Annotated in this window: 15 protein-coding genes; 13 read left to right on the top strand and 2 right to left on the bottom strand. The window is 70.4% G+C overall.

What is annotated here, in order from left to right; genetic code table 11:
- The first annotated feature begins 3 nt into the window (after positions 1 to 3).
- Genes K3M35_RS06580 through K3M35_RS06565 form a run of 4 tightly spaced genes read left to right on the top strand, consistent with a single transcriptional unit; the run spans position 4 to position 2,215 of the window.
- Positions 4 to 159: a hypothetical protein gene (locus K3M35_RS06580; protein ID WP_016696019.1), complete on the top strand. Its 156-nt coding sequence runs from the start codon at positions 4 to 6 to the stop codon at positions 157 to 159.
- A gap of 1 nt (position 160) precedes the next feature.
- Positions 161 to 1,318, top strand: a complete 1,158-nt coding sequence (locus K3M35_RS06575) for an MFS transporter (RefSeq protein WP_220666173.1) — start codon at positions 161 to 163, stop codon at positions 1,316 to 1,318.
- A gap of 10 nt (positions 1,319 to 1,328) precedes the next feature.
- Entirely contained in the window at positions 1,329 to 1,964 is a 636-nt protein-coding gene (gene hisH, locus K3M35_RS06570) for an imidazole glycerol phosphate synthase subunit HisH (protein WP_220666172.1), read from the top strand.
- Positions 1,961 to 2,215: a hypothetical protein gene (locus tag K3M35_RS06565; RefSeq protein WP_220666171.1), complete on the top strand. Its 255-nt coding sequence runs from the start codon at positions 1,961 to 1,963 to the stop codon at positions 2,213 to 2,215. The genes hisH and K3M35_RS06565 overlap by 4 nt, the downstream gene beginning before the upstream one ends.
- A gap of 113 nt (positions 2,216 to 2,328) precedes the next feature.
- Here K3M35_RS06565 and K3M35_RS06560 read toward each other — a convergent pair whose 3' ends face one another.
- Positions 2,329 to 3,315: a YafY family protein gene (locus tag K3M35_RS06560; protein ID WP_220666170.1), complete on the bottom strand. Its 987-nt coding sequence runs from the start codon at positions 3,313 to 3,315 to the stop codon at positions 2,329 to 2,331.
- A gap of 62 nt (positions 3,316 to 3,377) precedes the next feature.
- Here K3M35_RS06560 and K3M35_RS06555 point away from each other — a divergent pair, with 62 nt between their 5' ends.
- The 6 genes from K3M35_RS06555 to K3M35_RS06530 all read left to right on the top strand — a co-directional run bounded on the left by K3M35_RS06555 (position 3,378) and on the right by K3M35_RS06530 (position 8,668).
- Positions 3,378 to 5,657, top strand: a complete 2,280-nt coding sequence (locus K3M35_RS06555; protein WP_220666169.1) for an excinuclease ABC subunit UvrA — start codon at positions 3,378 to 3,380, stop codon at positions 5,655 to 5,657.
- Between the two features lie 72 nt (positions 5,658 to 5,729).
- Positions 5,730 to 6,464, top strand: a complete 735-nt coding sequence (gene priA, locus K3M35_RS06550) for a bifunctional 1-(5-phosphoribosyl)-5-((5-phosphoribosylamino)methylideneamino)imidazole-4-carboxamide isomerase/phosphoribosylanthranilate isomerase PriA (protein WP_064062083.1) — start codon at positions 5,730 to 5,732, stop codon at positions 6,462 to 6,464.
- A gap of 3 nt (positions 6,465 to 6,467) precedes the next feature.
- Positions 6,468 to 7,310 carry an inositol monophosphatase gene (locus tag K3M35_RS06545; protein ID WP_064062084.1) on the top strand — a complete coding sequence of 281 codons (843 nt, stop codon included), beginning with the start codon at positions 6,468 to 6,470 and terminating at the stop codon, positions 7,308 to 7,310.
- The gene (gene hisF, locus K3M35_RS06540) at positions 7,307 to 8,080 is read left to right on the top strand and encodes an imidazole glycerol phosphate synthase subunit HisF (RefSeq protein ID WP_006554068.1); all 774 of its coding nucleotides are present in this window, start codon (positions 7,307 to 7,309) and stop codon (positions 8,078 to 8,080) included. Before K3M35_RS06545 ends, hisF begins: the two co-directional genes overlap by 4 nt.
- Entirely contained in the window at positions 8,077 to 8,442 is a 366-nt protein-coding gene (hisI, locus tag K3M35_RS06535; protein ID WP_016935787.1) for a phosphoribosyl-AMP cyclohydrolase, read from the top strand. The genes hisF and hisI overlap by 4 nt, the downstream gene beginning before the upstream one ends.
- Before the next feature lie 46 nt (positions 8,443 to 8,488).
- Positions 8,489 to 8,668, top strand: coding sequence for a 4-oxalocrotonate tautomerase family protein (locus K3M35_RS06530; protein WP_016935788.1), 180 nt, complete (start codon positions 8,489 to 8,491; stop codon positions 8,666 to 8,668).
- Positions 8,669 to 8,790: 122 nt separating this feature from the next.
- Here K3M35_RS06530 and K3M35_RS06525 read toward each other — a convergent pair whose 3' ends face one another.
- Positions 8,791 to 9,276: a MarR family winged helix-turn-helix transcriptional regulator gene (locus K3M35_RS06525; protein ID WP_064062085.1), complete on the bottom strand. Its 486-nt coding sequence runs from the start codon at positions 9,274 to 9,276 to the stop codon at positions 8,791 to 8,793.
- Positions 9,277 to 9,386: 110 nt separating this feature from the next.
- Here K3M35_RS06525 and K3M35_RS06520 point away from each other — a divergent pair, with 110 nt between their 5' ends.
- Genes K3M35_RS06520 through K3M35_RS06510 form a run of 3 tightly spaced genes read left to right on the top strand, consistent with a single transcriptional unit; the run spans position 9,387 to position 12,465 of the window.
- Entirely contained in the window at positions 9,387 to 10,175 is a 789-nt protein-coding gene (locus K3M35_RS06520) for a dioxygenase (protein ID WP_024101209.1), read from the top strand.
- 44 nt (positions 10,176 to 10,219) lie between these two features.
- Positions 10,220 to 11,803, top strand: a complete 1,584-nt coding sequence (locus tag K3M35_RS06515) for an anthranilate synthase component I (RefSeq protein WP_175538126.1) — start codon at positions 10,220 to 10,222, stop codon at positions 11,801 to 11,803.
- Entirely contained in the window at positions 11,800 to 12,465 is a 666-nt protein-coding gene (locus K3M35_RS06510; protein ID WP_064062087.1) for a TIGR02234 family membrane protein, read from the top strand. The genes K3M35_RS06515 and K3M35_RS06510 overlap by 4 nt, the downstream gene beginning before the upstream one ends.
- The last annotated feature ends 53 nt before the right edge of the window (positions 12,466 to 12,518 follow it).

Below are 12,518 nucleotides of genomic sequence, written 5' to 3'. Positions count from 1 at the left end.
CATATGGATGTCGTCCTCACCTACCTGTGCTTCATCGTGGCCGGATTCGCGGCAGGCGGAACGTGGTCGATGTGGAAGGCGCGCAACACGTTGTTCGCGGGTGTGCTGCTGGCTCTGACCGTGCTGGCCGCCGCCGCGGGCGTCTTCCGGCTGCTCTGACGTGGCGGAACAACAAGGACTGTTCACCGTTCGTGGTCTGATCCCGGCGTGGTCGACGTCCGCTGCGGCCTTCGGCGGCTTCTCGCTGCTGCTGCCGGTCGTGCCGTGGGCGATCGCCGAGGCCGGCGGCAGCGACATGCTCGCCGGGTCGGTGACGGCGGTGTTCATGTTCACCACCGTCCTCACCCAGCTCGCGATGCCGCGACTGTTGCGCGCGTTCGGTCACCGCGCGACGCTCGTGGCCGGCTGCCTGTTCCTAGGGCCGCCGTCGCTGCTGTTCCTCGTGTCGATGGCCCCGGCGGCCGTGCTCGGGATCTCCGCGCTGCGCGGTATCGGCTTCGGCATGATCACCGTGGCGGCGGCCGCCCTCGTCGGCGAACTCGCGCCGCCGCGATTGCTCGGCCGGGCCACCGGCATGCTCGGCATCGCCATCGCCGCGTCCCAGACGATCGGTCTGCCCGCCGGGCTGGCGATCGCCGAGCGGTTCTCCACCACGCCGGTGTTCGTGCTCGGCGCGATCATCTCGTCCGCCGGTCTGCTCGCCGCGATCCGTCTGCCACGGCTGACCGCGAAACAATCCCGGACGGCGCGACGAGTGCCTCCGGTCGTGCTGTTGTTCCCGCTGGTCGCGGTCGGCGCGGGTGCGATCGCCTACGGCGGTCTCACCTCGCTGTTGCGTATCGCGGTCGCCGGTCTGCCCGTCGCGGCGGCGTTGGCCGTGCTCAGCGCGGCCTCGCTGATCGGACGGTACGCGGCCGGTTCGGTCGCCGACCGGATCGGCGCCGGCAAATTGCTGCCCGTCGGTCTCGGCCTGGCGGGGCTGGCGATGATTCCCTTCGCACTCGTCGCCGACGACCGAGGGGGAGCGATACTGCTGATCGTCGCCGCGATCGCCTTCGGCTTCGGCTTCGGTGTCGTGCAGAACGAGGCGCTGCTCGTCGCGTTCAGGCGCGCCGGGGCCGGCAACACCGGCTCGGCGAGCGCCGCCTGGAACATCGGTTTCGACGCCGGCACGGGTGCGGGGTCGTTCGCCCTCGGCGCGGTGGCAGCCGTGGCCGGATACTCCGCGGCCTTCGCCGCGGCCGCCGTCCTGGTTCCGGCGCTGCCGTTGCTGGCCCGACTGGCCGGGCCGTCGGAACGTCCCCGTCCCACCACATAGAATCGACATCATGAGCGCAACCACGGTCGCCGTCCTCGACTACGGCTCGGGCAATCTCCACTCCGCCACGCGGGCGGTCGCCCGTACCGGCGTGCACGTGGAGGTCACCGCCGACCCGAAGATCGCGCTCGCCGCCGACGGACTCGTCGTCCCCGGCGTCGGCGCCTTCGACGCGTGCATGAGGGGCCTGCGCAGCGTCGGCGGAGACAAGATCATCGGCACCCGCCTCGCCGGCGGACGCCCGGTGCTCGGCATCTGCGTCGGCATGCAGATCCTGTTCGAACGCGGCGTCGAGCACGGCATCGAGACCGAGGGCTGCGGCGAGTGGCCGGGCACGGTCGAGCGTCTGGACGCGCCGGTGCTGCCGCACATGGGCTGGAACACCGTCGAGGCTCCCGCCAATTCGGTGCTCTTCGCCGGCATGGACGCCGACACCCGCTTCTACTTCGTCCACACCTACGCCGCCCGCACGTGGGAACTGGATGCTCCCGAGCGTCTCGCCCCGCCGAAGGTGACCTGGGCCGAGCATGGCAGCCGGTTCGTCGCCGCCGTGGAGAACGGTCCGCTGTCGGCCACCCAGTTTCACCCGGAGAAGTCCGGCGACGCCGGCGCGCAGCTGCTGCAGAACTGGGTCGACTCGTTGTGACCGACCCGCGGCGCGGCCGGTCGAGCGGAGACTTCTCCTTCGGCCGTCACGCCCTGATGTCCGTCGGCACGGCGACCGTCGTGCTGCTCGTCACCGCGATCGTCGTCGTGGCGGTCCGTCCCACGCCGGTCGTCGGGCTGGTCGTCGCACTCGTCGGCATCGTGGTGGCCGTCGTGGCGATGGGTGTCGTGTCGACGCGGTCGGCCCGCCGCGCCTTCGGTCCCGCCGAGGACGACCGCCCCGGAAGCTGACGCGCCGAACCGGATTTCGCCCGGCGTGTTGCGGTAGCGAACCCCGGTCGGGCGCGCGAGGAGCTTCGTAACGCAGCTGTGCGGAACTCGAAATCGATCTGCCGCGCCCAGATTCACCTCGCGCCGTCCTCGGAGGGGACGACGGCGTCCTGCGCCGCCGCGCGCAGACGATCGGCGAACACCGCGCAGGCCCGGACGATCTCCGGGTCCGCGCGCATCCGGACGTCGGCGTCGAGGGTGGCGAGCGCGAGGACGAGCCACTGCCACGACTCGACCGCGAGGTGCACCTCGGTCCGGTCGTCACCCGTCGGCCGGATCTCGGCGTCTTGGTACTTCAGCGCGTCGGCGACGTGCGTGGCCGAGGCCGCCACGTCCAGGTGCACCGGTGTCCGCCCCTGCCGGAGTCCTTGCCGCAGGTATTCCGTGGCGGACCCGGCGGGAAGTCGGCGGGGTGCGAACCGTCGGCCGGTGCGGAGCAGGTCGCGCACACGATCGAGGCGGAAGACCCGCCAGTCCTCGCGATCGACGTCCCATCCGAGGAGGTACCACCGCAGCAGGTGGTGGACCTGCCGGTACGGCTCGACCCTGCGCGAGGTCGGCGAGCCCTGCGCGTCGACATAGTCGAAGGTGAGCGTGTCGCACTGCGCGATCGCCTCCGCCACGGTGCCGAGCAGCTCCGCCGACACGCTGGGCGCCTGCAGCGCACTCGTCTCCACCGCGCTGCGGACGGCCGCGACCCGCGGGCGCAGCCGCGCGGGCAGGAACTGGTCGAGCTTGCCGTAGGCGCGGGTGGCAGCGTCGTCGAGTCCGCCTTCGGCCGGCCCGGTCGCGGCGAGAGCGCCGAGCCCCAGCAGCACGGCGACGGCCTCGTCGTCGTCGAGCACCAGCGGCGGCATCGAACGTCCCGACGCGAGACGGTAGAAACCGCCGGGCCCGGAGCGGGTTTCGACGGGATATCCGTAGCCGCGCAGCCGGTCGACGTCGCGGCGGAGCGTCCGGCGGCTCACCTGCAGCCGCCGGGCCAGCTCGTCCCCGCCGATCGCGCGTCCGGTCTGCAGGATCGACAACAACGCGAGCATCCGCTCGGTGACGTCCGCCATACCGTCATCCTCCCACCGGTTGCGGTCAGGATCCGGCCGCAACCGGTCGTAGCGTCGAATCCATGACCACTACCGTCACGACCACCGAGGCGGCAGTGCGAGGCCGCGCCATCACGATCCGTCGCGTCCGCACCCACAACCTGGCCGACGTCGATTTGATCGTTCCGCGCAACCGGCTCGTGGTGATCGTCGGGGTGTCCGGCTCCGGGAAGTCGTCGCTCGTCTTCGACACGATCGCCGCGGAGGCCGGCTACCAGCTCAACGAGACGTACCCGCCGTTCACGCGCAATCGGTTGCCGAAGTGGACACGACCCGACGTCGACCACATCGACGGTCTGACGCCGGTGATCGTCGTCGACCAGCGCCGCCTCGGCGGCAACGCCCGCTCGACGGTCGGCACCATCACCGACACCTGGACCTATCTGCGGCTGCTGTATTCCCGTGTGGGCACACCCGTCCTCGGGGAGTCGAACCGCTTCTCGTTCAACGACCCCACCGGGATGTGCCCGACCTGCTCCGGGCTCGGCGAGATCGTCGTCAGTGCCGTCGAGCGGTTCCTCGATCTCGACAGGTCCCTCGCCGAGGGCGCGATCCTGGTGCCCGGCTTCGGCAACGGTGGGTACTGGTACTCCCAGTACGCCGACATCGGTTCCTTCGACGCGGACACACCCCTGCGCGAGTGGAAGCCCGCCGAGCGGGAGGCACTGCTCTACGGCGGCGAGGCCGCAGCGGCGCTGGGCCACAAACCGCCGGACGGATACGAGGGCGTCGTCGAGAGGTTCGAGCGCATCCACCTGCACACCTCCGACAACCTCTCCGAACGCAAACAGGACGTCATCCGACGTTTCACCCGCGCCGAGACGTGCCCGGACTGCGCCGGAGAACGGCTGAACGCGGCCGCGCGGGCGGTCACCCTTCGCGGCCGCACGATCGGGGAGCTGTCCCGCCTCGAGATCATCGAGCTGCTCGAATTCGTGCGCACGATCGACGACTCGCGCGCCGCACCTGTGGTGTCCGCACTGGTGGGCCGTCTCGAGGCGATGGTGACGATCGGCCTCGGCTATCTCGCGCTCGCCCGGGCGACCACCACGCTCTCGGGCGGCGAATCGCAACGGATCAAGTTGGTCCGGCACCTCGGGTCGAGCCTGACGGAGATGACCTATGTCGTCGACGAACCAACGGTCGGTCTGCATCCCGCCGACGTGGAGACGATGATCGACCTCCTTGAACGGCTCCGCGACAGCGGCAACACCGTCCTCGTCGTCGAACACGACCCGAGCGTGATGGCCCGGGCCGACCAGGTGATCGAGATCGGTCCCGGTGCGGGCTCGTCCGGTGGTCGCCTCGTCTTCCAGGGCACTTTCGACCGGCTCCGAACGGCCGACACTCCCACCGGCCGATCGCTGCGGCGCGACATCGGCCGCGGTCACCCCGCCCGCGAGGCGACCGGTCGTCTCACGATCGCCGATGCGTGTCGCAACAACCTCCGCGACCTGACGGTGCGGATCCCCACCGGCGTGCTCACCGTGTTCACCGGGGTCGCTGGTTCGGGAAAGTCCAGTCTCGCAGCCGAACTCGTCGATCAGTACGACGCCACGGTGATCGACCAGCGGCCGGTGAGCACCAATCGCCGCTCCACCCCGATCACCTACGCCGGCATCGCACCCACCCTGCGGCGGATGTTCGCCGAACACAACGGTGTGCCGGCGAGCCTGTTCAGCGCGAACTCGGCGGGTGCGTGCCCGACCTGCACGGGGGCCGGTGTCGTGTACATCGACCTCGCCTTCATGGACGGACGCGAGGTCGTCTGCGACACCTGCCACGGCCGCCGGTTCACCGCCGAGGTGCTCGGGCACACCGTGAACGGCCTGTCGATCGCCGATGTCGACGACCTCACCGTCGGTCGCGCCATCGAGGAACTGCCGCACGCGGAGATCGCGCACCGACTGAGTGCGCTCGCCGGGGTGGGCCTCGACTACCTCCGCCTCGGACAGTCGCTCGACACGCTCTCCGGTGGCGAGTGTCAACGGGTGAAGATCGCCAAGGAACTCGGACGAGCGAAGACGCCGACCCTCTACGTCCTCGACGAGCCGACCACCGGCCTGCACGCCGAGGACGTCGGCACCCTCCTGTGCGTCTTCGACGACCTCGTCGACCGAGGGCACACCGTCGTCGTCATCGAACACCACCTCGACGTGATCCGGCACGCCGACCACATCGTCGACCTCGGGCCGGGACCTGGACGGCACGGCGGAACCGTGCTGTACGAGGGGTCCGTCGACGAGTACACCGGCCGTCCGACCCCGACCTGCCGGGCCCTCGACGCAGCACGGTCGGCATGACGCGCGGCGCTTTCCCGGCGCCCCGGCCACGCGTTTGGCGATGTCACAGGTACAGGCACTAATGTGTACGCAGTGAGCCTGGTCCTTTTGCCCGCAGTCGACGTCGTCAACGGTGAAGCAGTTCGCCTCGTTCAGGGAGAGGCGGGCAGCGAGACCGGCTACGGTTCGCCCCGCGACGCCGCCCTCGAATGGCAGAACGCCGGCGCCGAATGGGTGCACATGGTCGACCTCGACGCGGCGTTCGGTCGCGGCGACAACCGCGCCCTCCTCGCCGAGGTCATCGGCGAACTCGACGTGAAGGTCGAGCTGTCGGGCGGCATCCGCGACGACGAGACCCTCGCCGCCGCCCTCGCGACCGGCTGCGCCCGCGTCAACCTCGGCACCGCCGCGATCGAGAATCCCGAGTGGTGCTCGCGCGTCATCGGCGAGTTCGGCGACCGCATCGCCGTGGGCCTCGACGTCAAGCTCCTCGACGGCCAGTGGCGACTGCGCGGCCGCGGCTGGGTCTCCGACGGCGGCGACCTGTGGGAGGTGCTCGAGCGCCTCGAACGCGACGGCTGCTCGCGCTACGTCGTCACCGACGTCACCAAGGACGGCACCCTCTCCGGCCCCAACCTCGACCTGCTCCGCGAGGTGTGCGCGGCCACCGACTCTCCGGTCGTCGCCTCCGGCGGCGTCTCGACCGTCGACGACCTGCGTGCCATCGCGACGCTCACCGAGGAGGGCGTCGAAGGCGCCATCATCGGAAAGGCGCTCTACGCAGGCCGATTCACGTTGACCGAGGCGCTCGACGCCGTCTCGCGCTGACCCATGGCCGATCCCGCAGACCTGAACCGGCTGCTCGCCGTCGCGAGCGGTGTACTCGACGAGGTCGCGGAACGGTTCGTCGCCGGGCACGGTGCGCCGCGCTCCGTCGACAAGGGACCGAACGACTTCGCGACCGATCTCGATCTCGAACTCGAGCGGCGGATCTCCGGTGCCCTCGCAGAGCGCACCGGTATCCCCGTGCACGGTGAGGAGTTCGGCGGCCCGTCCGCGGGGGAGGGCACCGTCTGGTTGCTCGACCCGATCGACGGCACCATCAACTACTCCGCCGGGCTGCCGATGGCCGGGATCCTCCTCGCTCTCGTCGAGGACGGCGAACCGATCCTCGGCCTCACGTGGCTGCCGCTGACGAATCAGCGCTTCGCGGGAATCGCCGACGGGCCGCTGCTCGTGAACGGCGAGCCCACCGCACCGCTGCAGCCGGCGCGGCTCGAGGACGTGATGATCGCGGTCGGCAGTTTCGACATCGACAGTCGCGGTCGGGTACCCGGCACCCGGCGTCTCGCCGTCATCACCGAGCTGAGCCGGCGCGTCGCCCGGCTGCGGATGCACGGCTCCACCGGCGCCGACCTCGCGTTCACCGCGGGAGGCGCGATCGGCGGTGCCGTCGTGTTCGGCCACCACCCCTGGGACAACGCCGCTGGTGTCGCACTCGTGCGGGCCGCCGGTGGCATCGCCACCGACTTCGCGGGCCGGCCCTGGCGGATCGGGTCCGGATCGGTGGTCGCTGCAGCGCCCGGAGTACACGGCGAGATACTGAAGATTGTGCAGTCGGCGACGGAACGGTCCGTGGCCGAGCAGTTGGGTTCCGAAGGAGATCGAACATGACGCTGGCCGTGCGGGTCATCCCGTGCCTCGACGTGGACGCGGGGCGGGTGGTCAAGGGTGTCAACTTCGAGAACCTGCGCGATGCGGGTGATCCGGTCGAGCTCGCCGCCCTCTACAACGAACAGGGCGCCGACGAACTGACCTTCCTCGACGTCACCGCGTCGAGCGGTGACCGCGGCACCATGCTCGACGTCGTCACGCGCACCGCCGAGCAGGTGTTCATCCCGCTCACCGTGGGAGGTGGCGTCCGCACCGTCGAGGACGTCGACCGTCTGTTGCGTGCCGGCGCCGACAAGGTTTCGGTGAACACCGCGGCCATTGCCCGGCCCGAGGTGCTGCGCGAGATGTCCGAGCGCTTCGGCTCGCAGTGCATCGTGCTGTCGGTCGACGCGCGCACCGTGCCCGCCGGTCAGGAACCGACGCCGAGCGGCTGGGAGGTCACCACGCACGGCGGCCGCCGCGGTACGGGGATCGACGCGGTCGAGTGGGCCCGGCGCGGCGAGGAACTCGGCGTCGGCGAGATCCTGCTCAACTCGATGGACGCCGACGGCACGAAGAACGGATTCGACCTGAAGATGATCGAGGCCGTGCGCGGGGCCGTGCACGTGCCCGTCATCGCCTCCGGGGGCGCCGGAGCCGTCGAGCATTTCGCGCCCGCCGTGCAGGCCGGTGCCGACGCGGTGCTCGCCGCGAGCGTCTTCCACTTCCGGGAGCTGACGATCGGCGAGGTCAAGGACGCGATGCGTGCGGAAGGGATCACGGTTCGATGAGCAGCGACATCCTGAATCCGGCGATCGCCGCCCGGCTGAAGCGCAACGACGACGGTCTGTTCGCCGCCGTCGTGCAGGAGCGGGCCACCGGCGCCGTGCTGATGATGGCGTGGATGGACGACGAGGCGCTCGCCCGCACCCTGGCGACCCGTAAGGCCACCTACTACTCGCGGTCGCGGCAGCAGTACTGGGTCAAGGGCGAGACGTCCGGGCACACCCAGTACGTGCACGAGGTGCGCCTCGACTGCGACGGCGACACGGTGTTGCTGGTCGTCGACCAGGTCGGTGCCGCCTGCCACACCGGCACGCACACCTGCTTCGACACCGACGTCCTGCTCGAAACGCCGCAGATCGCCGAATAGCCGGGACCGATCGGCGGGTCGTGCGGCGGGCTGCGACAATGCCCGCATGCCTCTCATCCAGATCAGCCAGACGCCGGGCCTGTCCGACGAGCAGAAGGCCGAGGTGATCTCCGCAGTGACCCGCGCGTACGCCGAGGCCTCGGGCAAGAATCCGTCGTCGGTGTGGGTGACGATCACCGAGGTGCCCCGCGAGAACTGGGGTGTGGGTGGAACTCCCCTCGGCTGAACACCCTCGGTTACGAGGTCACCGACGCGAGCGGTGCCGTCCGGGACGAGCGCAGCCACGACCCGAACATGTCGTTCCGGGACGTACCGAGGAGCCGCCCCACCACGTGACGGTGGGACGGCTCAGGCCTTGCCGATACCGCCGGCGATCCCCTCGTCGATCTGCTCGACTAGAACGGAACCGAGACGCGCGAGCTCGCGGACCTGGTTGTCGTCGAGGCCGTCGAACACGAGCCTGCGCACCGCCTTCACGTGGCTCGGTGCCGCTTCGACTACTGTGTCGTAGCCGGCATCGGTGAGCACTGCGTACGAACCGCGACTGCCCGGAACGGGTTCGCGTCGAATCCAGCCGCGCTTCTCGAGGCGCGTGACGACGTGCGAGAGCCGCGACAGCGACGCGTTGGCCTCGGCGGCGAGGGCGTTGAGACGCAGTCGACGCTCGGGGTTCTCGGAGAGCAGTGCGAGGACGAAGTACTCGAAGTGCGTCATGTCGGAGTCGCGTTGCATCTGGGTGTCGAGCGCGGCCGGCAGTCGCGTGACGACGGAGACGAGCGCCCGCCAGGCGTTCTGCTGCGCCGGATCGAGCCACTGCGGGTCCTCGTTGCTCATGCCTGCTCCTCGCTCGTTCGGTTTCGCTGTCGCACCCGGTCGGGGAATGGGAATGGCCGCGCGACGGGTTCTCCTCTATGATACTTGAAGCTTCAACTTGAGGGGATGTCATGACCATCGATTCCGCGACCACGCCCGCCCTGTTCCTCAGTCACGGCGCCCCGCCGCTCGTCGACAGCGAACTGTGGGTCTCGCAGCTGCAGCGTTGGGCGGCCGACCTGCCGCGACCCACAGCGATCCTCGTGGTCTCGGCGCACTGGGAATCCGCTCCGCTGACCATCGGGTCGACGATCACCGGCACCCCGCTCGTGTACGACTTCGGCGGCTTCCCGCGCCGCTTCTACGAGGTGACCTACACCAGCCCCGGCGCGCCCGAACTGGCCCGGCAGGTCGCGGCACTGATGCCCGACGACGAACCGGTGGTGCAGCAGCCGAACCGAGGACTCGACCACGGTGCCTACGTACCGCTGACCGTCATGTACCCGGACGCCGACATCCCGGTGCTGCAGATCTCCCTGCCCACCCTCGACCCGGAACGGCTGTTGCACCTCGGCGCCCGGCTGCGTCCGCTGCGTGAGCAGGGCGTACTCATCATCGGGTCCGGGTTCACCACGCACGGTCTGCCCTTCCTGCGCGACCCGCGGCCCGAGGCCGCCGCGCCGGGCTGGTCGTCGGAGTTCGACCACTGGACCGCCGAGCAACTCGCGCGCGGCGACGTCGACGCTCTGCTGGACTTCCGGCACCGCGCACCGGGCATGCCCTACGCGCATCCGTCGGTCGAGCACTTCGCTCCGCTGTTCGTCACCCTCGGTGCCTCCGACGCCCCCGGCCGCGGCATCGACCAGGTCGTCGACGGCTTCTGGATGGGCCTGGCCAAGCGCTCGTTCCAGGTCGCCTGACGGCGGCTGCAGAGCCGGACGAGGTCCCTGGGATGATGGGGCGCATGTCCGGCGAGCCCACCACCATTCCCGCAGCCACCACCGACTCCTCGGGTGGCGGCCGTTCCGATTCGACGACCACCCGCGAGCAGTTCCGCCAGCTGGCCGCCGAGCACCGCGTGGTCCCGGTGACCCGCAAGGTGCTCGCGGACGCGGAGACCCCGCTGTCGGCCTACCGCAAGCTCGCGGCCGACCGCCCCGGAACCTTCCTGCTCGAGTCGGCGGAGAACGGCCGGTCGTGGTCGCGGTGGTCGTTCATCGGCGCCGGGAGCCCGGCCGCACTGACCGTCGTCGATGGCGACGCTGCCTGGTACGGCAACGTCCCGGCCGGCGCGCCCACGGGTGGCAACCCCGTAGACGTCCTCGGCGAGACCCTCCAGTTGCTCCACACCGACCGCATCCACGGACTGCCGCCCCTGACCAGCGGCATGGTCGGTTATCTCGGCTACGACGTCGTCCGCCATCTCGAGAAGCTGCCGACGCTCGCCGAGGACGATCTGCAGATCCCCGAAATGGTGATGCTGCTGGCCACCGACCTCGCGGCCGTCGACCACCACGAGGGCATGATCTGGCTCATCGCCAACGCCGTGAACTGGGACGGCTCCGACGAGCGCGTCGACGAAGCCTACGACGACGCCGTCGCCCGCCTCGACCGGATGACCGCGGCCCTCGCCGCGCCCGCACCGGCCACCGTCGCGACCTACTCGCGGCCCGAACCCGACTACCGCCGCCAGCGCACCACCGAGTCGTTCTGCACGGACGTCCGCAAACTGATCGGCGACATCGAGGCCGGTGAGGCCTTCCAGGTGGTGCTCTCGCAGCGCTTCGAGATCGACTGCGACGCAGAGCCGATCGACGTCTACCGGATGCTCCGCGCGTCCAACCCCAGCCCGTACATGTTTCTGCTCCACATCCCCGGCCCGGACGGTGAGACGGCCTTCTCGATCGTCGGATCGAGCCCGGAGGCGCTCGTGACGGTTTCGGACGGGATGGCCACCACCCATCCCATCGCAGGGACCCGGTGGCGCGGCGCGAACGAGGAGGAGGACATCCTGCTCGAGAAGGACCTCGTCCACGACGAGAAGGAGAACGCCGAGCACCTCATGCTCGTCGATCTCGGCCGCAACGACCTCGGCCGGGTGTGCACGCCGGGCACCGTCGAGGTGCACGACTACCGCCACATCGAGCGGTACAGCCACGTGATGCACCTCGTCTCCACGGTCACCGGGCGACTCGCGGAGGGCAAACACGCCCTCGACGCCGTCACGGCGTGTTTCCCCGCCGGGACCCTGTCGGGGGCGCCGAAGGTGCGCGCGATGGAACTGATCGAGGAACTCGAACCCACCCGCCGCGGCATCTACGGCGGCATCGTCGGCTATCTCGATTTCGCAGGCGACGCCGACACCGCCATCGCCATCCGCTCCGCGCTCGTCAAGGACGGCGTCGCCTACGTGCAGGCGGGTGCCGGCATCGTCGCCGACTCCGACCCGGAGGCCGAGGACACCGAGGCCCGCAACAAGGCCATGTCCGCCCTCGCCGCCGTGGCCGCCGCGTCCACCCTCACCACCTACGGCGGTGACGCACGGTGACCGCGGAGACGCCGGACGCCGGCCCCACCACCGGACGCCGGCGCCGGCCGACCGTCATCGCCGCCCTGCTGCTCGGGGTCGGTGCGGCCCTGTTCTGGGCGTCGAGCCGAATGGCATGGGTCACCGCGGTCTCGTCCGACGGACTCGGGATCGACCGCGTCGACGACCTCGAGGGTGGCCGCTGGGCGGCGGCACTGACCCCGCTCGCTCTCGTGCTGCTCGCGGCGGTCGCCGCCGTCTTCGCGGTGCGCGGACTCGCGCTGCGTCTCGTCTCGCTCGTGGTCGCGGCCGTCGCCGTCGCCGCCGCGATCCCCGCCGTCCGGTTGCTCACCGGCGACGCAGACCCCGAGACCGCGGCCGGTGTCGCTGCGCTGCCCGACCGCGCGACCGTGACCGCCGTCGAGACCTATCCGTTGCCCGCCGTCCTTGCGATCGTCGGCGCCGTCGCGGCCCTCGCCGCGGCGGTGACGCTGTGGCGCACCCCGCGCGAGGCGGCCGGACTGTCGTCGAAGTACGACGCCCCGGCAGCACGTCGCGAGGCGGCCGCCCGGCGCGCCGAGAACGATGAACCCCTGTCCGAACGCGGTCTGTGGGACGCACTGGACGCAGGTGAGGATCCCACCGACGACGGTGGCGAGGGTGATACGGGCACCCGCCGGTGACCGCTGTAAACCACTTCACTACTCTTCTAGACAGATCCGATGAGCTTGATCAC

The sequence above is a fragment of the Rhodococcus sp. DMU2021 genome (genome assembly GCF_019641445.1).
In the GTDB taxonomy this organism is placed as follows: domain Bacteria; phylum Actinomycetota; class Actinomycetes; order Mycobacteriales; family Mycobacteriaceae; genus Rhodococcus; species Rhodococcus pyridinivorans.
Note: the sequence above shows the minus strand (reverse complement) of the source record. Positions and strands in the feature narration are given on the sequence as shown.